The following is a 24,719-nucleotide window of genomic DNA, read 5'->3' as shown; positions in this document are numbered from 1 at the left end:
CCTCTAAATAAAGGCTAATTTTTTGTTTTATTTTTATTTTAGACTTGCAAGGTGCTTTAGAGTTCTGATGTATTGGCTGACAAATGATGATTCATTGTCATATCATGCATAAACCTTATATAATTTCTTGCCATCTACTTCTAGAACTTGGGTTAGTTGGGAATCGAATACTGCTCCAGCGCTTGAACCAATAACGTCACTTGATACAATTGGGTCTTCTGTATATTTTAGAGAATCTGATGCTGCTTTTTTCATTGCTGCATTGATTTCTTGTGCAGTGGTATCTTTCTTTAGTTCGACAGTTAAATCGATAATAGAACCAGTAATGGTAGGAACTCTTAAAGCAATACCATTCATTTTACCTTTTAGGGAAGGAATAACTTTACCAATTGATTTTGCTGCCCCAGTTGTTGTTGGAATCATATTGGAAGCTGCTGCTCTTGCTCTTCTTAAATCTGAGTGAGGAGCATCTTGTAGTCTTTGGTCTGCTGTGTATGAGTGAACTGTTGTCATGTAACCTTTAGCAATACCAAATTCTTTTTCTAAAACATTTAAAACTGGTGCTAAACAGTTAGTTGTACATGAAGCTCCTGAAACAATAACGTCATCTTTAGTTAGTGTATCTTCATTAACTGAATAAACAACTGTTTTAACTTCAGCACTCTTTGAAGGGGCTGTAATTAAAACTTTTTTAGCTCCTGCATCAATGTGTAATTGAGCTAATTCAGTTGTTAAAAATCTTCCTGTTCCTTCAACAACAATATCCACGCCTAATTCTTTTCATGGTAATTGTTTAGGGTCTTTTTCACTAAAGATTAGATATTCTTTACCATCAACAACGATTGCTTTTTCATTGCTGCTAATTTCAAAATCAAAGGTTCCATGTGCTGTGTCATATTTTAATAAATGTGCTAATGTTTTGGCATCAGTTAAGTCATTAATTGCAACTACTTCAAGGTCTTTGTCATTAATTAATTGTCTAAAAACTAAACGGCCAATTCTACCGAAGCCATTAATAGCTATTTTTGTTTTCATTTCTCTCCTTTTTTGCACTATATTAACTTAAATCTTTGATTTAAATTAATACATACATAAAAATTATATCCAATTAATTAATTCGAATTTTCAATTTTTTTAACAGCATTATAGACACCAGAATTTTTATAAGATCCAGCAACTCATGCTGCTTGACTTTTAACATTTCTTAAGGCATTTTTCATTGCAACAAAAGCTCCGACATAGGGAATTGAGGATGTATCATTGCCTGAATCTCCAAAATGAATTGCTTCTTTAGGATTTATATCAAGTAATTTAGAAACATATTCAATTGCTTTGCCTTTACTTGCATTGATATCATTGATTTCAATTGCATATCCTTTTGAAACAATAAAGATTGAAATGTTTTTGAATTCTTTTTCTAATTCTTCTTTAAGTTTTTTAATTCCTTTTTTAGTTGTACCAAAAACAATTATTTTAGTGCAATCAGTAATGATTTCTAAATCATCATAGTTTTTCTGAGTCATGCTTCGCACTCATGGTCTAATTAATTTCAATTTGGTTTTATTGCCATAAATTGTGTTACCACTATTTAAAATGAAAAACAAATTTTTTTGTTTGATTAAATTCAAGATATCAATAACTGTATCTTTATTTATTTCATGTTTGGCAATAATTTGTCCTTCTGAATTGACAATGATTCCACCATTTTGGCAGATTACATATTTAGAATTAGTCTTTTTAGCTAAGTCTAAAACAAAATCAGAAGCATAACGGCCAGTGGCAATGATGAAAGGAATTCCAGAGTCATTTTTTTCTTTTAAGATTTGCAAATTATTTTCACTAATTTTTTCTTTTGTTTTTGGTAAATCTAATAAAGTACCATCTAAGTCTGTAAAATAGGCTTTTGGTCTAAAATTAATCATAATTTATTTATTATTTTTGAATAAATTGTTTCTTTAATTCTTCAACTGGTAAGTAGCCTTTTGTAGCATTTACTAATTTACCATCTAAATAATAGAATAATGAAGGAATTACACTAACTCCCATTTCACGTGCGAATTCAACATTTTGGTCTACATCGAAATCAAACACATTAATATCATCATTTTCATTTGCAAGACGTTGTAATTCTGGACCAATCATTTGGCAAGGACCACATCATGTAGCTCTAAAAGCAACGATTGCTTTTCCGTTTAAATGTGCGTTATTTAATTCTTCTTTTAATAATTTTTTATACATATGTTTATCTCCTTAAATTACCTTAATAAGATTTTGCAAAAATTACAATTTTATCAGTTTTTCTATTGGAATAAAAGCAATTATTACTTTGTATTTCAATATCTAAATTGAATGGCATACAACGAGAAGTTGCGCCAGTTTCCTTTTTAATTTCATCTTCAGCTGCTTCATCACAGCAAAATTTTGCAATGGCTCAGTATCCTGAATTAATGATTTCTTTAAACTGATCGTAGTTATTAGCCACTTTAATATTATCTAAAAGTCTTAATTTAGCTTGATTAAATAAGTTATTTTGTATATCTTCTAGTAGTTTTTTAGTAGTTTCTAAGATATCAGAAATTGTGACTTGGTATTTTTGTAGAGTATCTCTTCTAACCAAGGTTACGCAATTAGATTCTAAATCTCTTGGTCCTATTTCAATTCTTAATGGAGTGCCATGAATTTCGGAATTGGCCGCTTTGAAACCAGCACTTTTGTTGCTATTATCAATTTCATTTGATATTGCATTAGATTCTAATAAGTTTGATATTTGTAAAGAAACTTCTTTTACTCTAGGATCTTTGTTTGCAAATAATTCAATAATATCAACTTGCACTGGAGCGATTTTAGGAGGAATAATTATGCCACGGTCATCACCATGTGTCATAATTAATGCCCCTAGTAATCTAGTAGAAACTCCTCAAGATGTCCCATAAGGATTTTCAAGTTTGTTTTCTTTATTTTTGAATGTAATATCAAATGCTTTTGTGAAATTTTGACCTAGATAATGACTTGTTCCTGCTTGCAAGGCTTTTTTATCTTTCATCATTGCTTCAATGGTATAAGTATATGTTGCACCAGCGAACTTTTCATGCTCAGTTTTTTGTCCTTTAATAACAGGAATCGCTAAATAATCTTGGACGAAAGATGTATAAATATCTAACATTTTTGTAGTTAATAATTCAGCTTCTTTTTGTGAGTTATGAATTGTATGACCTTCTTGTCAAAGAAATTCACGTGTTCGCAAAAATGGATTAGTTGTTTTTTCTCATCTTAGAACATTAACTCATTGATTATAAATTAAAGGTAAGTCATTATAGGATTCAATTTCATTTTTAAAAAAGTCACCGAATAAAACTTCACTAGTTGGCCGAATAAAAAATTTCTCAGCTAATTTTTTGCCACCAACTTCAGTTACTGTTGCTAGTTCAGGATTAAAACCTTCGATATGATTCTTTTCTTTATTTAGCAAACTTTCAGGAATTAGAAGCGGCAAATTGACATTTTTAACGCCAATTTTTTTAAACTCTTTATCCAGAATTAGACGAATATTGTCTCAAATTCCAAACGATAAAGGTTTAAAAATAATTGAACCTTTTGAAGAACCGTATGCCATCAAATCGCCATTTTGAATTACATCTGTATATCATTTGGCGAAATTTTCTTCTTGTGTTGTAATTTTTTCTAGTTTCTTCATAATTAATAATTTTATAGATTTTTTGATTTTTAAACTAAATTAAAACAGGCCTTTTTACCTGCTTTAATTTAGTATAAATTAAATTATACTAGGATATCAAAAATATCTTCACCAGTTTCTACAAGTGGAACTCCGAAGTTTTTAGCAACAATGTTACCTGCTGTACCTAAACCTTTTAGAGTACCTAAAACTTTTGGACTCTTAAATGATTTAGAAAATATAGTTAGAGGTAGTGCTTCTCTTGTGTGATCTGGGCCAAATGTTGGGTCATTACCATGGTCAGAAGTCATAATTAGTAAGTCATCTTCTTTCATTGCATTGATTAACTTGGCTAATTTAATATCTAATCTTGAAACATTTTGACTATATCCAACAGGGTCTTCACGGTGTCCATAGTGACTATCAAATTGCACTAGATTTACAAAAATAAATTGGTTTTTTGAATCTGATGCTGCAATATCAATTGCAATGTCCATATTTTCATCATCGGAAGCAGGACCGTAGTTTTTATCTACTCCAACTCCTGTAAAAATATCATTGATTTTTCCAACTGCAACAACTTCAATACCAGCTTTTTGTAGGTCTTCCATGATAATGTGGCCTGTAGGTTTGTTAGCAAAGTCATGGCGGTTGAATGTTCTTGTAAATTTACCATTTTCATAAACAAAAGGTCTTGAAATAACTCTTGCAACATTTCATTCAGGTTTTGATGAACAAATTTCCCTTGCTTTTTTAGCATACGCATTTAATTTTTCAACACCTAATGTCTTTTCATCACCAATGATTTGTAAGGTTGAATCAGGAGAAGTATAAATAATCATATCTCCAGTTTCCATATGTTGATGACCAAGTTCAGCTAAAATAACTGTTCCTGAAGCATTTCTGTTACCAATGATTTTTCTTCCATCTCAAGCTTTTGATAATTCAGCTACTAAATCATCCGGAAAGCCTTTTTCTGTAAATTGAGGGTTAGGGGTTTTTGTATAAATTCCCATCATTTCTCAATGTCCAGTTAAGGTGTCTTTTCCATTTGACATTTCATGAATAGTTCCCACATAAGCTAAAGGTTTTTTAACTCTTGCATTGTGTCCAGCAACTTTTGCAATTTCAGTAATTCCAAGTGATTTTCATGTTGGAATTTCTAAAGGAAGCGCTTCTGAGGCATGTAGTAAGCTATTTGCTCCCTTATCTCCAAATTCTTCTTGTCTTGGTTCAGGTCCAATACCTAATCCATCTGTTACAATAAAAAATATACGTTTGAATTTCATGTTTTCTCCATTAATATACATTAATTATTATATTACTATAAATTGCTTTTAAATAAAGTCAGCCTTTATTGATTTTTCAACTTAATTTATTAATTTTTTTTCACTAAAAATCTTGTTTTTTAAGGCTGAAAAATCAATATTTCTTAAGTAAATTGAATTAGTGAAATTAAAAGGATTTTTTAAGCCTTAAAATTAGTTTTTTTATACTAAATTAGGTTTGAAATTATTATTAACTTAATGAAAAAATCATAATGCTTAATTAAGGCTTAATTTTTAAATTAAGCTTCGATATTTTTTGTTGCTAAATTATGATAAAATAAATAGCAATTATGAAATACTCAAACAAAATATTATTATCAATCGCTTCAATTTCACCAATCATAGCTTCTGCTTTTGTTGTATCATGTGGTAAGGGAGAAAAAGCTAACGACTTTGCAAAAAGTTATGTTTTAGGAAACAGTGGAATTACAAATTACAATAAGGAAACTAAAACACTAGATTTAAGCAAAGCTACAAATCTAACAAGTATTCCGCAAGCTGCTTTTTCTGCTAGTGCACTAAGAATTTTATTTACACATACTTCAACTAATTTTTCTAACCCACAATTTGCATTACCAGAAGGAATTTTTGACCGTCCAACTGGAACTATTAATATTGAAAAAATTATTTTACCAAGTAGCATTAAAAGTATTGAAAATGGTGCGTTTGAAGGTTTAGGTCTAAAAGAAGTTAAATTTGATAAGACAACAAGCAATCTAACTACTATTAAAGATAGTGCATTTTTAAATAATCAAATAGCTTCCTTAGATTTACCTGAATCAATTATTAGCATTGGAAAAAATGCATTTGAAAATAATAGAATTACTTCAGTTAATTTAGATAAACTAAAAAGTCTTAAGAAACTAAGCAGCGGTGTTTTTGCTAATAATGAATTGAGCAATATTGATTTAAGTAACATTATTGAAATTGAAGAATCAGCTTTGGCTATGAATAAGTTTGAAAATCTAACCTTGCCTGAAAATCTAAAATTTGGTAGTGTTTCAGAAAAACTATTTTTCTATATTCCATCCTCTCAAGATAATAAAAAAGTTGTTAAATTAGAAATCAAAGATAGCCGTTTAAAAGAACATTTCAAAAAAGAAGAAAAGAAAGGTAATTTAAATTACCAAATTACTAGATAGATTTGTACACTATTTTTTGATACTAATACATGTATAAGTCTCATTTTAGTATTCAAATTTAATTAAATTGGTATAATAAAAAACTCCAAATCCTAAATAAGTAAGTAACATAGGTTTTGGAGTTTTTTTAATTCTTTTTTAGTACTCATGCATTGTGATATTTAAACTATCAACAACGATGAATTTATCACCTTTTCTAGCGCCATATGCACCTAGAATTTGACGTCCAGCTTCATGGTCGTGTTTGATTAAACCTCTTACTGCTTCGGAGTGTTTTTCACAAAATACTCCCGCAGTAACGCCATAACTTCAAACAAGTTTATCATCGCTTACTACACCAATAATATACGCATTAGGACGGTATTTAGCGACTTCTTTTAATAGTTTTCCACTATGACTTAAAACAATTGCGTATTTGTATTCTCCAGATTGTAAAATTGAGGCAACTTCGTATGAAATAAGCATTCTGGAACTTTGGTCATTAGCAACTTTTTGAATTTGTTTTTCATAGAATAATTCAGTGAAATATTCTTTTTCAGCTCTCTTAACAATTTGAGACATAACTTTAACTGCTTGCACTGGATATTTACCGCTTGCTGATTCGCCAGATAGCATTGTAGCATCAGCACCAAGTTCAACAGCATAATAAACATCAGTTACTTCAGCTCTTGTAGGCATTGGAGAATTTTCCATTGAATCAAGCATTTGTGTTGCAACAATAACTTCTTTACCTTGCATTCTTGCTGAACGAATAATTCTTTTTTCATAATATGGCACATCATAGAAAGGAATTTCAAGACCTAAATCACCACGGGCAATCATAATTCCATCTGATGCCCGAATTATTTCTTCAATGTTATCAATTGCAGTTTGGGATTCAATTTTAGAAATAATTTGAATATGTTTCCCATTATTTTCATCAAGAATTTTTCTAATTTCTTTAACTTGATTTGCATTATTCACAAAAGAAGCAGCAATGTAATCAACTTTGTATTTTGCTCCTCAAACAATGTCATCAATATCTTTTTGGCTTAAGAAAGGAAGTGAAAAATCAACACCTGGAATATTAACTCTCTTATTTGTTTTTAGAATGTGTGAATTGATTGTTTCAACAATAATTTCTGCATCTTTAATTTTTTTAACTATAGTAACTAGTTTTCCATCATCCAATAATACTTTATTGCCTTCTTTAACATCTAAATCCATCCGGTATGAAACTGTAATTTGCTTCTCGTTACCAATTAGATTTTCATATGATTCTTTATCAGTTCTAATTGATAGAAGTTGTTTGGCAGGAATTAAGCAGCTGCCATTTTGCATTTTTCCAACTCTAATTTCTGGGCCTTTTGTATCTAACATTAAAGAAATAGGACGGTCTAATTCACTTGATATTTTTCTTGCAATATCAAATTTATGTTGGTGGTCTTCTCTATTACCATGGGAAAAATTAGCACGAATTGTTGTCACACCAGCTTCAATCAATTCTTTCATTGTTTCATAGCTTTCACTAGCAGGTCCAATTGTTGCAACAATCTTCGTTCTTTGCTCATTAAATTTCATCTCTTTTTGCCTTTCAATCTTCATATTTTTGCATTATATAAAAATTTTACAATAAATTAAAATGCTAGTTTTTATTAAGAAAAATAAAGGAATTTCTTTTAATAAATTTCAATTTAATTTAAATATAATTTAAAAATATAATTTAAGGCTCAAGTGGTGTTTATTTATGATTAAAGGTTTTGATAATGAAAAATATATAGATTTGCAATCGGAAGCAATTAGAAATAGGATTAATAAATTTGGATGCAAGTTGTATATTGAATTTGGTGGAAAATTATTCAATGATTTTCATGCTACAAGAGTACTTCCTGGCTTTCAACATAACACCAAATTCAATATGCTTTTAAAACTAAAAGATGAACTTGAGATGATTATTGTCATTTCAAGTTTGGATATCAAAAATAAAAAAGTAAGATCTGATATTAATCTAACTTATGAAGAAGATGTTTTTAGACTAATAAATAAGTTTAAAAAAAATGGACTTGAAATCAATAGCGTTATTATTACGCAATTTGAAAATTCCGATGAAATTAATGCTTTTATTAATAAGTTAAATAAGAAAAAAATTAAAGTAGTTAGACAATATAAGATAAAAAACTATCCAAATGACGTTGATTTAATTGTTTCTGATGAAGGTTTTGGTAAAAATGAATATACCAAAATTAATAAGAAATTAGCAATTGTCACAGCACCAGGACCAGGTTCGGGAAAACTAAGTGCAATATTGTCACAACTATACCATGATTATAAGCATAATATCAAATCAAGTTATGCTAAATTTGAAACTTTTCCTATCTGAAATTTAGACGTTAAGCATCCAATTAATTTAGCTTATGAAGCTGCTACTGTTGATTTAAATGATTTAAATATGGAAGATTATTATCATTACAAAGCATACAAAATTAAAGCAACAAATTATAATCGGGATCTTGAAGCATTTCCTATTTTAAATAAAATACTAAGTACTATTTATCAAACTTCAATGTATAAATCTCCTACTGATATGGGAGTAAATATGGCTGGTTTCTGTATCATTGATGATGAAGTAGTAAGAAATGCTTCTAAAAAAGAAATAATAAGAAGATACTACCAAACAAATATCAATTATCAACAAGATAAATGTCCAAAAATTCATGTAACAAGACTAGCTAAAATAATCAAAGAAAACGATATTGATATTAATCTTATTAAATCAATTAAAAAAGCAAATGAATTTAGTGTTGCAAACAATATTATTTGTTCAGCAATTGAAATTGATGAAAATAATATTGTTATTGGTAAAGAATCAAATCTTCTAAATTCTAATAGTGCAGCAGTTCTTAATGCCTTAAAGTACTTTGCTAAGATTGATAAGAAAATTGATGTCTTAGAACCTTCTGTTATTGAATTAGTTCAAAATTTAAAACAATCCTTACACTATAACCAACTAAGTTTAGATTTAAAAGAAACTCTTTTTGCATTGTCAGTTAGTGCAAATAATTCAGCAGTAGCAAAACAAGCATATTTACAACTAAAAAATCTATCAGGACTATTTTTACATCGTACTTCAATCTCAAGTGATTCAGACCGCGAAACACTAAAAAACATTGATATTCAACTCACTGAAGAAACCATTTTATAATTTAAAAGCAGTAAAAAAAAGCAGGAAACGCAATCAATGCATTTTCTGCTTTTTGTTTATTATAAGAAATTAAAGGACTGTTATTTCTGAAGTTTCAGAAGCTAAAGTGTTGCCATGAGCTTTTCTTCTAACTAGATAGATGCCTTTGGTTAAATCAGACATAACTTGGCTTGTTACATTAGTTCATTCTTTAGCATCTTTAAGTTTATATTCCATTGAAGAATCAAGTCCAATAAGCATATTGTTGTTAATTTGTTTAACTTGTTTATCAACTTCTCTTGCTCTATCAATACTTAAAGTTTGCACATATGAATCAACTTTATTGCTATTTTTTCAACGAACTGAAATTGTTCCTAAGGTTGCATTATTTACTAAGAAATTATCGTTAGGAATTTCATATCATGTACCTTGATTTCTTTTGAATTCCATACCAGCTGAAACATTTCTTAAAATAACTTGGTTAGGTGATATAGCTTCTAAGGTGGCATTTGGTTTAGTGTGCGCTTCAACTTTAAAATTAAATTTATTATTTGATTTTATATTGAATTTAAATCCCATTTTCTTAATTGATTTAAGAGTAACTTCAATGTTACCAAAGTTTTTAAAGTGGTCAAGTAATAAAAGATATCCACCATCAACTTTCTTAACTTCTTTTATCATTGCATTTTCAACATTGAAGTTACCAACTTTTAAATCACCTACTTCAACATTTTTATCAAATTTAACTTTGATGGCTAAAGTTGAATCAGTGCTATATTGTTCTAAATTAACATTTACATTTTGAAGATTAATTTCTTTATTATTAAATGTATATATAACTTTTTTATTAATTTTGTTATTAGCTAATGTAAGAGCAGACTGAAGTTCTAAACCTCTTTCTTTAAAAGCATTAACAACATTTACAAAATTATCTGATGTTAAAGTTAATGACTTAGATTTAGCATTAGTTAATTCCCCTAAGGTATTGTCTACTAATGCTAGAACTTCATCCTTTGTGCTAACAAAAGCTTCCTTATATTTGTAATTTCTTAGACGAGTTCCTTGTTTACCAATATCACGGTTGAATTTATCATTCTTATCGAAATCATCTTTAGTATTCATAAAGAATCTAAATTCAGTTTCAGTCATTGGAGTTCCACCACGTCTATTTTCAACACGGTCAGAAGTTGGGTCTAAATGGTATCATTCACCATCAACTTCTACTAAGTTTCAAACATGTCTTGCTGCATTTTCACGACTACTTTGCCCATCAATTAAACGACTCTGAATTCCAAGTTCATCTAAAAGCATTTTGAATCCTTTAGCATAACCAGTACATACAGTATGTTTATCTATTAAGGCAGAATATGCTGTTTGATTAAGTAAAACATTTTCTAAACTAAGGTCATAATCATATCTAACATTTTTTGTTATTCATTTATAAGCTTCAGTAATTTTTTCTAAGACTGTTAAATTGTGTCAATTTTTAACAATTTTCTTAGCTTCTTCTCTAGTTTCTTTTTCTTCTTTATCTTTTTTAGTATTTTCAACTGATTTTACATCAACGAAAGTTGAATACAAATATCCTTTATATTCGGCTCAAATTTGAGTAGTACCATAGTCATTATTTTTGTGTTCTTTACCAGTTATAGTCCCATCAGAATCAAGTTTGAATTTTGTATTGTCATTATCACTACCACCTTTGATAACTTCGGTATTAGGATATCTTAATCTTTGGTATCAGTTGACATTATCTGTAACTGTTGAATTAGTTTGTGTATCAAACAATGAAAGTTTTACTTTTTCATTAGTCCCTATTGATAAACTTGTAGTTTGTAATTTGTATCTTGGATGTGAATAGAAATTTATAGGAAGAAAATCATTTAAGATCATTTTTTTAATTGATTCTTCATCTAAACTTTTTTGCTTAAATTCTTTAGTCACACTATCAATATAATCTCTATCAAAGCTTTGAATGTCATAGGAAGCATTTGTTATCTTAAGAAATGATTCAGGTATGTCACTTATTCTATTGTGATCAAAATCTGGTGCTACATTTGAATGATTATTAGGAGAATAATTTGAATTTGTAGTATTATTTGGAGTTTCAGTTGGTTGGGTATTATTGGGAATATTATTTGAATTTTCAGAAAAAGTCTCAACTGGAGTATTTGAAGAATTATTAGAAGGAGTATTGAAATCCTTATATAGCTCTTTATTTATATTACTTTCAGGTTTACTTGGCTTAATATCTGGATAAATTGTATAGGCATCACTATTAGCAATATTTGCATTATAGTTACCATTTGGGTTGTTGATTTTAATATAGGAATTAGGTTTTGTGATGCAACTAATTGCAATAGTACTAAAAGCAACAACATTTGCTGCTGCAAGAATTCCAAAAATATTTTTTTTCTTCATAAAAAAACCTCCAAATAATATAAAAAAATTGTAACCTAAGATTTCTTAGAACTAAAAAAATTGAGACTAAACATTTCATTTATTATGAATATAAAAATAAAAAGAAAAGTATACTAAATTTGCATAATTTTTGCAATAAAAAACTTTTTAGTGCAATCTTTTTGTATACTAATTGCAAGTATTTTAAAGAAGTTGAAAGCAAAAAATAATTATGAAAACTAAAAGAAATTCATTAATTTATTTAGGTTTTGTTGCAGTAGCTGCATTAATGCCACTTGTAGTTGTTTCTTGTACAAAAGCAAACAAAAAGATTGAAAAAAGCAATGAAACCAAAGAATATAATAAAGATAATAAGGATTCAAATAAAAATAATATAAATAAAGAAAAATCTGAATTAAATAAAGAAACTGCCAAAAATCAAAATCCTAAAGAAGATAAGAAGAATGAAGTAAAACCAAATAAGAATTCAGATCAGTCCAGCAATCAATCAGTGCCTAAAAAAAATGAAGAGCCTAAAGAAAAGGAACCTAAGAGAGATTCTACTAAAGAAGATATTAAAACAATGTTAGACATCTTGAACAGTTTAAATTTGACTAAAGAAACTTTTGCTAAATTCAAAAGTGATTTTAAAAAAGCTTATGATATATCAAATAAATATAAAGACAAATTAAAAGATGAATCTTTCTTAAAAGAATATAAGGTTGAAGTTGGGCCACTAAAAGATTTACTTGATTTCTATCCATTTATAGAAGATAAAAAAGATTTAAATGAAGATGAATCCTTTATTGAAACATTTAAAGTTGTTAAAGAAGCCTTTACTAAAAGTAAACAATAATTAAAGTCATTCCGAACCTAAAAAAAACTAAAAAAATAGTAATTAACTAGTTAATTACAATCTTTTCAAATTTTTCAGAAATTGTTTGCTTAAATAAATCTTCCAAATCATTTGATTGGTCAAATTTGGAATAATAATAAGAGCTTAAAAGTTTTGTTTTAGATGACACTATATCTCTTGATGAAGAAATTAAAATAGGAAGTTTTTTAGCTGCACGTGTTTCAAAAATATTGATTAGTGTATCTAAATATCATTGAGGTTTAATTCCAAGAGTTAAGTTGTTAATAATTAAAACATCAACACGGTTTAGATGCCAAATGATAGATTTTTTTTCTTCAGGATTTGAAGAAATATAACTGTATAAATCATTTGAATTTAAAAGAGCGACACTTTTATTAAATCCAAGAGCACTAACAGAAGAAATATATTTAAGAATGTTGCTTGCATACTTATTTTTAGCATCAAATAATCAAATATTGTCTTCAAAAATCCCTTTTGAAGCAATGTTTTTAAATAATGTATTGATTCTTTGGGATTCTTTTGTATTAATAAGATTATCTAAGAAAGTTTGTAGTGTGGCTTTAAAAGGACTAAAAACTCTGTTAGTTTTGTTTTCTAAAAAATAGCTTTCAATAATAGGATCTAGTGGTGTAATTGAAGTGAGTCAAAAATTTTCAAGTTGTCTAGATTTTTCAAATATCGGATTTTTGGAGTGATCTTCATCTAAAAAGCCATACATATTCACATATAACTCATAATAAGGTTTGTGGTTATTTTCTAAAATAAAATCATGGTATCGCTGCAAGATACCCATGCCTTTTTTTATTTGTTGCTCATTTAATTCCAAACGCTCGATTTCTTTTTTTATGTATGGATCAGATAAAACTTCTTGACGCAGTTTATTAATATCTAATTCATCATTTAATGAAAAAACGGAGTTGAGTATTTTTTTATCCATAATTCTTTTTTATCTCCTTTTAATCATCTCAAGCCAGCCCATCACAAAAGCCATCATCAAAGCTAGGATTATTTTTATTTTTTAATGTTGAATGCGATGTATTTTTATTTTTAAAAAAAGAAGCTTGGTTTAATTCAGTATCAATCATATCTGCTTCAAAAAGATTTCTTTTGGCAAAATCATTGGCTATTTTTTCTATATAGTTGCATACAATTGCGTTGTTGATTGCAATTGAATATTTAATTATGCAATTAATTGCATTATCCCTAAAATTCATTAACTTAATTTTTTTAAGCATAAGTAATTGAGAAGGACTTAGTTCTTTTTTTGTAAAGTGATGAATATATTCTTCAGCACTTAAAGAATTAATTAATTGGTAATCATTTTTTAATTTAAAATCAAAACTATTATCTTGCTGAGATAATAAGTTTTTGGTTTCAAAAACATCAAAAAAGGTTTTTGAAACGTTATTTAATTTATTTTCATCAAAAGTATAGCTAGCATTTCTTTCTATAATTTGGTAGTAGTTATCTTTACCTAGTTTTTCTTGAAGCATGCTAGAAATCAAAATATTATTAGAAATTTCATTTGCATTCAAAGGTTTTATTAATCTAAAAAGAAGATCACCATTTAAATCCTGGTAAGTTTGAATTAGACCTATAGCTTCCAGTTCGTCCTTAGTCTTTTTTAGTTGTTTATAATCTAAAATTAAAAAATTCATTGTTGCTAATAAATCATATTTTTTTTCTTTATTAATATTATATAAGTCATATAAATGATGATAAAAAGCAATACCATTATTTCCAATTATAGGAGTATAAAATGTTCTTAAGTTAACTAAATCTTTGGAACTAATCATACTTGCATTATCAATTACAAATTTATAGTTTTGCATGACATTTTACCTCCTTTTTTTATTAATTAGAATGTGTTAGATCCAGCTTTTGACTGTCTTGTAAATAATTTTAAGAAACTAAAAAAGCAATAAGTCTCAAATTTTTTTAATTTCAGATTTTATTGGTACAAATGTCCTTTTTATAGACAAAAAACATTTGCATTTTTCATCTTAAATTAAGGGCATTTTATTTTTAAAAACACTTTTTTGACATAGATTTATTAACAAAAAACTAATAATTTAGGTCATTTTTAAAAATAAATTAAGAATTTTAAAAATCTCTTTTCAATTTGAGTTGAAAACAGCAAATTAATATGTCAGTAACTAGAAAAATAAGGCTTTTTTTAAGTTTCTTAGAGTCTCAATTAGAAACTTAATTTTTGCTTTTGATTATAATTAAACTATGAAATTATTAAATGTTCATTTAAATACAACTTACTCTTTTTTAAGTAGCACAATAAGTGTTGAAGATGCAATAAAAAAAGCCTTAGAATCTGGTGTTGATTATTTAGTTTTTAGCGAAAAAAATCATTTTTTTAGCCTAGGCGAGGCTAATGAAAAATGTTTAAAAAATAATCTAAAGCCCATTTTTGGACTTGATGTGTTCCTGGAGGTTGATGGATCTTTATATAGATATAATTTGTTTGCTAAAAATGAAGATGCTTTTTATTTTTTAAAACTTATTTCTTATTTTTTATTGGACAATAAAAAACTAACATTAGATGAGATATTAGAAAATTATAAAGATATTATTGTTATTGAAAATCCACATCTAAGTTATTTCAAGGAAACTAAAAAAATAATCAAAAATTCCAACTATTATATTGGCCTTGAGTTAGAAGAAATTAATAATTTTTTAGATTTAATTAAAAATAATGAGAATATCCTAGTATTTAATAACTTTAATATTTTAAGTCTAGAAGATTATTCCATTATTGAGTTGCTTAACAAAATGACTAATAAAAATCAACTAGATTTAGGAACACCATTATTTTTTGATTTTAATTCTAAAGAAGAAGTTATAACTAATCTAATATCTAAAACAAATTCTTTGGTTCAAAGTTTATATTTTCCTATATTAAAAAGAAATTATTTATTGCCAAATTTTGAAAATGAAAAGAATTTGGAATCTCATTTGTATTTGAAATTTTTAGTTCTTAAAAAAATTAAAGAATCTAATGACTTAAGTCTTTTATTTAAAAATGAAGTATATGTTAAAAGATTAGAGAAAGAGCTAGAAACAATAAGCAAACTAAATTTTGCTAATTATTTTTTAATTGTGCAAGACTGAGTCAATTGAGCTAAAAATAATGATATTGCAATAGGCCCTGGTAGAGGGTCAGCAGCAGGTTCTTTAGTTTGCTTTGTTTTAGGTATTACTGAAATTGATTCCATTAAGTATGATTTAATTTTTGAACGTTTTTTAAATGCTAAAAGAATTTCTATGCCGGATATTGATATTGATGTGCAAGATGATAAAAGACATTTGGTTATTAATTATTTGATTGAAAAATATGGCTATGAAAAAGTTAATAACATTGTAACTTTTTCTACCTTAGGTAAAAAATCAGCAATTAGAGATGTTTTAAGAGCATATGAAATAGCTCCATCTAAAATCAATGTTATTTCGAAATTAATTTCTTCAAGTGAAACAAATTTATTTGATGAATTTAAAAAAAATATTTACCTAAAAAAAGAACTTGAACAACTTAATGTTAAGGATGCAAATTTTGCAAACAAAATTGTTGCTGAAACTGAAAGAATTTCAGGTTTCTATCGGCAAATTGGCACACATGCAGCAGGGATTGTAATTTCTTCAAATCCAATCATTGAATCAATTCCGATTTCAAAAAACACTGATGATTTCTTACAAACCCAAATTAGTTTAGAATATCTTGAGTATTTTGGACTTATTAAAATGGATGTCTTAGGTTTAAAAACACTAACAACAATTAAAGAAATTGAAAATTATGTTAACAACAAAAATCCTAATAATAAGATTGATTGAAATAAGATAAATTATTTTGATAAAAAAACTTTTGAACTTCTTTCAAATGGAAATACGTTAGGAGTATTTCAAGTAGAAAGTCCAGTAATGATTAAAGGACTTAAAGAAATTGGCATTGATAGTTTCAATGATATTGCTGCTGTTATTTCATTGAATCGTCCAGGGCCAATTGCTTATGTTTCTAATTATGCTAAAAGAAAAAAAGGAATTGAAAAAATTCCTTCAATTTCAAATGAATATAACAAGATTGTAAAAGATACATATGGCATCATAATTTATCAAGAACAAATTATGCAAATTGCTCAAAGAATTGCTAACATGTCTTTTGAAGAAGCTGATTTATTAAGAAAAATTATTTCTAAAAAACAGTCTTCCCAAATGCTTCAAATAAAAAATGAATTTATAAATAAAGCAATTAATAATGGTTATGAAAAAGATATAGCAACTGAAATTTTTAATAATATTGAAAAATTTGCTGATTATGGCTTTAATAAATCGCATGCAATTGCTTATGCAACTTTAACATTTAAAATGGCATATTTAAAAGCTAATTATCCACTTGAATTTTATGCTTCATGTATCTCATCAGCTAACGGTGCGCAAGCTACAATTGCTAAATATGTAAATGAAGCAAAATCAATGGGGATTGAATTTATTAGTCCACATATAAATAAATCGTTTGAGATAGCTAATATTGAAAATAATAAAATTATTCTTCCACTTGGATTAATTAAAGGAATTGGTCCAGAAATAATTAAGTTAATTATTGAAAATAGAAATGCTATTGGGCAATATCAAAACTTTTTACACTGTATTTTAAATCTTTCTAAGATCAAATCTCTAGGCAAAGCAACGGAAGAACTTTTAATTAAAGCTGGGACTTTTAGGGATTTTAAATTAAGTCAACAAACGATGCTGGATGAACTAGATCCAAAATCTAATTTGAATATTTTTATCAAAGAAAATCTTTCCAAGAGTAATGAAGAAATTCTTAATAAGATTGCAAATTATCAATTATTAGATACAAAACAAGATAACGAAGAAGATTTGCAAGCTAATGAAATTGAGCTTCTTGGACAAGCTTATAATTATTTCATTACATCTAAATATGAAATTGACAACAATAGATTAATTAACACAAGAATTAATAATGAATATGTATTAGTTGCCCAATGTGTGGACGTGGTTGAAAAATTAAGTAAATATAAAAGCAAACAACAAATCTTATACTTCCAAGATTCAAGTTACAAAGTAATTGCCGTGCAATACAAATACAATGAAGAGTTAAAAAATTTAAAAAATAAAATTGTAAAAATTAAATTTATAAGAAGAAAAGAAAACTGAATTGATTTAATAGATTTTAAGGTTATTAAATAATGAATAATAAACTATTAATTATAGATGGAACATATTTAGCCTACCGGTCATATTTTGCTTTAAACAAATCCAATATTATGCTTACGGATGAAAATGGTTTTTCAACAAATGAAGTTGTGCTTTTTTTTAAAAGCCTTTTTAATTTAATTAATGAACATCGCCCAACACATTTGTTTGTTGCTTTTGATGCTAAAGAAAAAACTTTTAGACACCAAATGTATGATATGTATAAGGCAAATCGAAGCAAAATGGAACCAAGTTTCTATTTCCAACTTGATTTAATTAAACAAATTTTAAGTTCCCTAAAAATAAGAAATATTGAAAAAAATGGCTATGAAGCTGATGATATTATTGCCAAATTATGTTTTGAATATAAAAATATAAATAAATTGATTTTTTCAGCTGACCAAGATTTGAACCAATTAATTGATGAAAAAACGTCAATTATTAAAAAAAATAAAGATGAGTATTTCATATTAGATAATGCAAATTTTAAGACTTCATACGGCATTGAACCATATCAAGTCGTTGATTATAAAGCAATCATTGGGGATAGTAGTGATAACTTTAGTGGCATAAAAGGCATTGGTCCAAAAACAGCTTCAAAACTCTTAAATGAATATCAAAATTTAGAAAACATTTATGCAAATTTAGAAGACATTAAAAGCACTTGGGCTTCGAAATTTATTGAATATAAAGATTTTGCTTTTAGAAACAAAGTAATTGCACAATTAGTCTTTGATTTTCATTTAGATGATATTAAAGAAGATTTCCTTGATTTAAAAAATATTTTTTTATCTTCAGAAGCTACTTTTCTAATTGAAAAATATAGTCTTAATTCAATTAAGATTAATGCAGAAAAACTTATTAAAAAATTAGCCAAAAACTAGGCTAATTTTTTATTCTTCTTTTTGTTTTAATTCATCTAAATAAAGTTGAAGATTTTTCTTATGAAATTCAAGCTTTTCTTTCTTATCAGAAACTTGTTTAGCTGGTGCATTTTTAAGAAATTGTGGATTATTTAAGAATTTTTCGTTGAAAGCAATTTCGTTTTTCGTTTTTTCAATTAGTTTTTTTAGTTCTTCCAATTCGTTATTCTTATCTTCTTTGCTTTGTTCAATAAAAATTTTTGCAAATGAACTTTGAATTAGAAAATCAGTATTTTCTTTAATACTAAAGTTAGATAATTTATTAATAATTAATGCATTTAATTGATTAATTTCATATTCTTCGGCAAAGAAGTTAAGATTAATTGCTTTTGAAATTCTTTTATCTTCACGATATTTTCTTAAAAGCGTAATTAATTCAATTAGATTATCAATATTCTTGGAATTAAAATTCTTATTTGGATTATATTCAATACTTTTAGTTTGAAGAAGCTCTTCTTTATAAATATCTTCAAATAAAAAGTCACTTAAAAAAGGCATATATGGATGAAGGGTAATTAAAATTTCTCTAAATAAATAATGAATAAAGTAGTTATTATTTTTAAATTTTAGAAATTCCAAATATCATGCTGAAAACTTATTAATAATAAAATCATAAATATGCTTATAAATGATTGAAAATTCATATTTATTCATAGAATTATCAATATTTTGTTTCATTAGATTAAATTGAGAAAGAATTCAGAAATCAAACTCATCTAGTTTTTCATATTTTATTTTTTCATCAAGATTGATTTCTATTGGTTTGATTAATCTTGCAATGTTTCAGAATTTATTAATAAATAATCTAGCACTTTGAATTTTATCGTCGCCAAAATTAATATCAGCTCCAGGAGAACAGTTGAAGATTAATGACATTCTTAAAACATCAGAACCATATTGATCAATCATTGAAATTGGATCAATACCATTACCAAGTGATTTGGACATTTTTCTTCCTTGGGCATCTCTTACAAGACCATGAAGAAGCACTTGTTTGAAAGGAATATCATTCATAAATTGCAAGCTTTGGAAATACATTCTTGAAACTCAAAAGAAAATAATGTCATAACCTGTAACTAATAAACTAGTTGGGAAATATCTTTTGATTTGTTCATTAGATTGTGGTCATCCTAAGAAAACAAAAGGAGCTAGAGCTGAACTAAATCAAGTATCAAGAACATCGCTATCTTGTATTCATTCTTCACCAGGACTTTCAATTTGTACAACTACTTCATTATCCTTATATCAAGCTGGAATTCTGTGTCCTCACCAAAGTTGTCTACTGATTGTTCAATCATGAACATTTTCCATTCATTTGATTAAAACATCTTCAAATCTTTCAGGAATGAATTTTACAGCTGCTGATGATTCTAGATTTTTAAGAATTTTTTCTGACAATGATTTCATTTTGACAAATCATTGTGGTTTGACAAGAATTTCAATTGGTTCGTTACTTCTTTCACCATAGCCAACATTTGAAACTATGTCTTCTATTTTTTCTATCAAATTATTTTGGATTAGTTCTGTTGCAATTAAGTTTCTAGCTTCAAAGCGATCCAATCCTTGGTATTTTTTGGCGATTTCATTCATTTTACCTTGGTCATCAATACATTCAATGATTTCCAAATTATTTTGCTTAATAATTTCAATATCATCAATAGCATGCGCTGAAACTTTCATAATTCCAGTACCAAAAGAAGGATCAATTAACTGAGAAGCAATAATTGGAATTTCTTTTTTTGTTAGCGGATGAATGATTGTTTCATTCATTAGAAGTTTGAATCTTGAATCATTTGGATTAATGGCAATTGCAACGTCAGAAAACATAGTTTCTAATCTTGTTGTAGCAACAACAAGATCTTCATTTTTATTCTTAATTGGATATTTAACATAATAAAGTTTTTGTTTTACTTCGGTTGGAATAACTTCAATACTTGATAAGGCTGTTTTAAGTTTTGGATCCCATGAAATCGCTTTTGTATCACGATAAATTAAGCCATCATTGTACATTGAAACAAAGACTTTTAGTACTGCTTCGTTAGCTTCTTTATCTAAAGTAAAACGTTCGCTTGGATAATCCAATGCAAGTCCTAATTTAGCTCATTGTTCACTAATTCTATTGGAGTATTCAGTTTTTCAGTTTCAAATTTCTTCAATAAATTTTTCTCTTCCAAGTTTGTATTTATCTAGTCCAACTTTAGCTAATTTTTTTTCAACAACAACTTGTGTAGCTATACCAGCGTGGTCTTTACCTGCTACTCATTTAACATCAAAACCTTTATTGCGTTTGTATCTTATTATTGTATCGGCAATATAAGTATCTAGAGCATGACCAATATGAAGTTGTCCGGTAACATTTGGAGGAGGAAGAATAATAGTAAATGGAGGTTTACTTAAATCATGAGTTGAAAAAGCTTGCATTTCAACTCATTTTTTATTTCTATTTTTTTCAACTAGTTTATGATCGAAATTTTTATCCATATCTTTTTCTTCTTTTTGCTCTTGCGTTTTTTTATTGGATTTTTCGAGATTGATTATTGTTTCTTCTTCAAATTCATATTTGTCATTTATTTCAGCTGGGCTTTTGTTTTGATTTTCATCTAATAAAAGAAGGTTTCTTATTTTTTTATTTTTTATATTATTACTTTCTACTCATCTAGTTAACTGACTTCAATTACATCAAACATAATGATCAGGTTCAATTTCGTATTTAAAAATACCTTCAACATTATTGCTTTTTTCAAGAAAGTTATCCAATTCTTCTTTTGTATCAGCAGTTTCTTTATTTAAAATTGTTTTTAGATAAGGATTGATTGGATTATCAATGATTTTATTTGTTTTTCCTTGTTCAATTGTAATGGAGTTATAAATAATATTTAAATCAGTAGTAATTCTTGAGGCAACTTCAATTTTGTCTAAAAGATAGATGCCAAGACCTTCTTTACTTAAAATATATTGATTTAATTTGTTGAGTGTTTCAAGTTGAATTTTATTAGTTAATTTAGAAATTAAATCACCTACAATAATAAGATCGGGGTTGTTTAGAAAAATCTTATTAATTTCTAAAGCTATTTTTTCATCTAAGGTTAGATATGATAAATTCATTACTAATTTATCCAAAGACATACCAGAATTTTGAATAACTTTATAGATATTTAATTTCAGCATTAACTGGAAGAAAGCATCTTTGTTGTTTTTTATATCATTAATGATTTTTTCGTAATTATGAAACTTATGAAATGAATCAAATAGAAGGAGTTTCATTGATTGTAAATCATAAAAGATTCTTGAAAGAGGACTTGAAAATAAAGATTTTATATTGATATTTTCAATTTCTTCTGCGTGTTTTTTAAAAATTTCATCAAGTAAAAAATTAAGATTTTGTTTAATTACTAAAAGATTGTTTTTATTTTTGTTATAAAAAGGAAGGGAATTAGCATATATTTTAGAAGCTTCAGCTTTGATTTTTCTTCCTTCTGTATCAATTTTTCAGTAGTATTCGTATTTTTTTTCTTCTAGATCATATTGATACTCTTTGAGTTTGGAAATATTAATATGATTGTATTTTTTTTCATTTTTTAGTTCTGCTATTTCATTATTAATTTTTTTAATGATATTTGAACTTTCTTCTTCAATAAGATTCTTAAATCTTTCATCATACATCTTAATGTTTTTTTCAACAATTGATTTGGTAATGTATTTAGCTTGGTTTTTTAGTTGTTTTTGGGAACTGAGAATGCCAAGAGCACTAATTTCATTAACAATATAGTCTCTTAAGTCATAAATTTCTTTAATAAAATCAATAATTAAGGACTTTTCAAATAATCGAATTTTGGGAAGATGTTTTTTGCAAGCCGCATAAAAAGTCTTATTGACATAGTATCTTGGATAGTAATAAGAAAAAGCATTGCTTTTATTTTTTTTGTTTAGATTTGCTTTGTTAAAAGCAATTTCTAGAATAAATTCATGTTGTAATTTATCAAAGTATCTTTTAATTTCAAGCTTTGTATTCTTTTTTAGTTTTAGGATTTTTAGATGATTTTTTAGTTTGCTTAAAAGGGGTGAGTCAATTGTGATTTTTTTATTTTGGTTATTTTGGTTAATTAGTTTTTCATATTCTAATCTAGCATAGTTATATTCTTTAAATTTTAAAAGGGACGAACCTTTTTCATAGTCATTAATCCGATCTTCAATATAACTTAAAAATTCTTGTTCATAATGTTGAATTATTTTAATTACATTTTTAATAAGATTATAAATATTTTGCATTAAGATAATTTTGTCATTATAACTAAAGTCATTTAATTTATCATTTGAATTAAACTCAATGATTTTTTTTATTTCTTCAATGATTGGTTCAATTTCTTTTTGTAAATTTAAATTTATTTCTGAATATTTTAAATGCAAATGGTACTTAGAATCTTGGTATACGTCTTGTCATCCTTTTTTAAAAACAGAAGTCATAAAATTGATGATGTTATTTTCTATAATATAACGTTCTAAATAAGAAAAAACAGTATCTTTTGTTTTATTTTGAAACAGATTTTCATCATCAAAACCAAAAGCAAGATTTTTTTGGTATTCATCATCTTTATATGTTAATGAATAATTTTTATTGTTTCCTTGCTTGAATTCAATAAAACCTTGGTAGCCTTTTCATTTAATTTTATTATTAGTTAGCAGTTTAAAAATTGCATCCTTAGTTTCTTTATCTTGCGAAATAATACCTAAAATATTATTCTTAGATAAAGAAAAATTAAGATTACTAATGAGCAAGTCAAAATTAATCTTATTATTTATTCAGTTTTTTTCTTTTTTCTTAAGTCCTGTAACTCTTAAACCTGTAATTTTTTTATCCATTAAAATCTATTGCCTTCTTTCGATCTTATAAGTGAGGCAACTACTTTGTATGTTGCTAAAATGATAGCTAGGTTAAAGAATATCTTAATTGGACTAGTTAGCGTTTGACCTGTAAAATTCACCCAGAAGTCTGTCTTAAGAGTTTCAGTATCAGCTCATGCTAATAGAAGTGTATTTACTAATTCTAAAATAGCACAAAATGTAATGATTGCCATAACTTCAATAAAAGTTTGGTAGTTTTTTCTTAAGAATAAACGGTATAGAACGACAAAAACAATCATTCCAATAAAACCAGAAGTAGTAAGAATTACATAAAATAAACGATTCTTAATAAAACGGTTATGTTCAAAGATTGAATTATCTAGCTTTGAAAAAATAGCTAGAATAATAATAATTTGTAACACTAAAAAACTAATTGCTGAAATGAAAGAAAAGTTAATCATAGCGACAGGTTTTTGTTTTGTTTCAAGAATAATAACTTTTACTTCATAGAAAGCTATTTTTTCTGAAAAATATTGCAAGTCTTCGGAATTTCTTCTTGCTTGTGCTTCGAGATATTGAATCTTAAAGAATTCAATTGTTTGTTTGTATTTGTAAATACGATATTTTCTTGAGAAAAAAAGTTCGTTTAGATTAAAAAAATAATAGCCAATTAAACCAGGAACAAAACCAGCTGTGGCAACAGCTAGCGTATATAAAACACTATAATAAGTGGGAACTAATGCAAAAGAAATAAGATCTGCTAATACCCCAGTTATAATTCCAACAACAGGTCCAAAAACAAAACCTGTAATTTTTATTGGTAGTCCAATAAAACTAAATTTAAATGCAGGAAGTGCACTAATTGGAAGAATTCTAACTGAAATTAGAAACATAACAACAGAAATAGCAATTAATACACCAACAAATGCAATCTTTTTCGGATTCCATTTTCTAAAAGATATATTTGTTTGTGATCTTGCTCACTTTAGATAGTGATTAATACCACCAGGCAATTTCTCTTTCATATCCTTCCTTTATTATTCAACTTTAGGTTTATAAATTAGTATTTTTTAGTCTTATTACAAGTAATAAAAATGGTACTAATTAATATAAATAATAATATATTATTATTTTCTTTATTTAAGCAATTT

16 protein-coding genes are annotated in these 24,719 nt (G+C 26.8%); 5 read left to right on the top strand and 11 right to left on the bottom strand.

Going from position 1 to position 24,719, the window contains the following annotated elements; translation table 4 throughout:
* Positions 1 to 33 precede the first annotated feature (33 nt).
* From gap to MAU_RS00315, 5 genes are all read right to left on the bottom strand, one after another.
* A complete protein-coding gene (gene gap, locus MAU_RS00335; protein WP_004423164.1) occupies positions 34 to 1,035 on the bottom strand; it encodes a type I glyceraldehyde-3-phosphate dehydrogenase in 1,002 nt (333 codons plus the stop codon).
* Between the two features lie 77 nt (positions 1,036 to 1,112).
* A complete protein-coding gene (locus MAU_RS00330; RefSeq protein ID WP_004423161.1) occupies positions 1,113 to 1,922 on the bottom strand; it encodes a Cof-type HAD-IIB family hydrolase in 810 nt (269 codons plus the stop codon).
* 10 nt (positions 1,923 to 1,932) lie between these two features.
* Positions 1,933 to 2,238, bottom strand: coding sequence for a thioredoxin family protein (locus MAU_RS00325; protein ID WP_004423158.1), 306 nt, complete (start codon positions 2,236 to 2,238; stop codon positions 1,933 to 1,935).
* 22 nt (positions 2,239 to 2,260) lie between these two features.
* Positions 2,261 to 3,694: a proline--tRNA ligase gene (gene proS, locus MAU_RS00320; protein ID WP_004423156.1), complete on the bottom strand. Its 1,434-nt coding sequence runs from the start codon at positions 3,692 to 3,694 to the stop codon at positions 2,261 to 2,263.
* 83 nt (positions 3,695 to 3,777) lie between these two features.
* On the bottom strand, positions 3,778 to 4,962 hold the full coding sequence (locus tag MAU_RS00315) for a phosphopentomutase (RefSeq protein ID WP_004423153.1): 1,185 nt from the start codon (positions 4,960 to 4,962) through the stop codon (positions 3,778 to 3,780).
* A gap of 329 nt (positions 4,963 to 5,291) precedes the next feature.
* Between MAU_RS00315 and MAU_RS00310 the strand changes: the two genes are divergently transcribed.
* Positions 5,292 to 6,143: a leucine-rich repeat domain-containing protein gene (locus MAU_RS00310; protein WP_004423151.1), complete on the top strand. Its 852-nt coding sequence runs from the start codon at positions 5,292 to 5,294 to the stop codon at positions 6,141 to 6,143.
* Positions 6,144 to 6,281: 138 nt separating this feature from the next.
* Here MAU_RS00310 and pyk read toward each other — a convergent pair whose 3' ends face one another.
* Positions 6,282 to 7,703 (bottom strand): pyruvate kinase, encoded by a 1,422-nt coding sequence (gene pyk, locus MAU_RS00305; RefSeq protein ID WP_004423148.1) that lies wholly within the window; start codon positions 7,701 to 7,703, stop codon positions 6,282 to 6,284.
* A 166-nt stretch (positions 7,704 to 7,869) separates the two neighbouring features.
* Here pyk and MAU_RS00300 point away from each other — a divergent pair, with 166 nt between their 5' ends.
* Positions 7,870 to 9,324 (top strand): DUF1846 domain-containing protein, encoded by a 1,455-nt coding sequence (locus MAU_RS00300; RefSeq protein WP_004423146.1) that lies wholly within the window; start codon positions 7,870 to 7,872, stop codon positions 9,322 to 9,324.
* A 69-nt stretch (positions 9,325 to 9,393) separates the two neighbouring features.
* Here MAU_RS00300 and MAU_RS03600 read toward each other — a convergent pair whose 3' ends face one another.
* Positions 9,394 to 11,724 carry an MAG6410 family transglutaminase-related lipoprotein gene (locus tag MAU_RS03600; protein ID WP_004423143.1) on the bottom strand — a complete coding sequence of 777 codons (2,331 nt, stop codon included), beginning with the start codon at positions 11,722 to 11,724 and terminating at the stop codon, positions 9,394 to 9,396.
* A 211-nt stretch (positions 11,725 to 11,935) separates the two neighbouring features.
* Here MAU_RS03600 and MAU_RS00290 point away from each other — a divergent pair, with 211 nt between their 5' ends.
* Positions 11,936 to 12,559 (top strand): hypothetical protein, encoded by a 624-nt coding sequence (locus MAU_RS00290; protein WP_004423141.1) that lies wholly within the window; start codon positions 11,936 to 11,938, stop codon positions 12,557 to 12,559.
* A 46-nt stretch (positions 12,560 to 12,605) separates the two neighbouring features.
* On the opposite strand, the gene MAU_RS00285 is transcribed toward MAU_RS00290, so the two are convergent.
* Together MAU_RS00285 and MAU_RS00280 are read right to left on the bottom strand one after the other, a co-directional pair.
* Positions 12,606 to 13,517 (bottom strand): hypothetical protein, encoded by a 912-nt coding sequence (locus tag MAU_RS00285; RefSeq protein ID WP_004423138.1) that lies wholly within the window; start codon positions 13,515 to 13,517, stop codon positions 12,606 to 12,608.
* 19 nt (positions 13,518 to 13,536) lie between these two features.
* Positions 13,537 to 14,412, bottom strand: a complete 876-nt coding sequence (locus MAU_RS00280) for a DnaD domain protein (RefSeq protein ID WP_004423134.1) — start codon at positions 14,410 to 14,412, stop codon at positions 13,537 to 13,539.
* Positions 14,413 to 14,815: 403 nt separating this feature from the next.
* Between MAU_RS00280 and dnaE the strand changes: the two genes are divergently transcribed.
* Both dnaE and MAU_RS00270 read left to right on the top strand, forming a co-directional pair.
* Positions 14,816 to 17,797, top strand: a complete 2,982-nt coding sequence (gene dnaE, locus MAU_RS00275; protein ID WP_004423131.1) for a DNA polymerase III subunit alpha — start codon at positions 14,816 to 14,818, stop codon at positions 17,795 to 17,797.
* Positions 17,797 to 18,687: a 5'-3' exonuclease gene (locus MAU_RS00270; RefSeq protein ID WP_004423128.1), complete on the top strand. Its 891-nt coding sequence runs from the start codon at positions 17,797 to 17,799 to the stop codon at positions 18,685 to 18,687. Before dnaE ends, MAU_RS00270 begins: the two co-directional genes overlap by 1 nt.
* Positions 18,688 to 18,696: 9 nt before the next feature.
* On the opposite strand, the gene MAU_RS03710 is transcribed toward MAU_RS00270, so the two are convergent.
* Together MAU_RS03710 and MAU_RS00260 are read right to left on the bottom strand one after the other, a co-directional pair.
* The gene (locus MAU_RS03710; RefSeq protein WP_004423125.1) at positions 18,697 to 23,586 is read right to left on the bottom strand and encodes a valine--tRNA ligase; all 4,890 of its coding nucleotides are present in this window, start codon (positions 23,584 to 23,586) and stop codon (positions 18,697 to 18,699) included.
* Positions 23,586 to 24,593, bottom strand: a complete 1,008-nt coding sequence (locus MAU_RS00260; protein WP_004423122.1) for a hypothetical protein — start codon at positions 24,591 to 24,593, stop codon at positions 23,586 to 23,588. Before MAU_RS00260 ends, MAU_RS03710 begins: the two co-directional genes overlap by 1 nt.
* Positions 24,594 to 24,719: the final 126 nt, after the last annotated feature.

The sequence above is a fragment of the Metamycoplasma auris 15026 genome (assembly GCF_000367765.1).
Classification (GTDB): Bacteria; Bacillota_I; Bacilli_A; order Mycoplasmatales; family Metamycoplasmataceae; genus Metamycoplasma; species Metamycoplasma auris_A.
The sequence above is the reverse complement of the archived record's forward strand: the minus strand, read 5'-3'. Positions and strand labels throughout refer to the sequence as shown.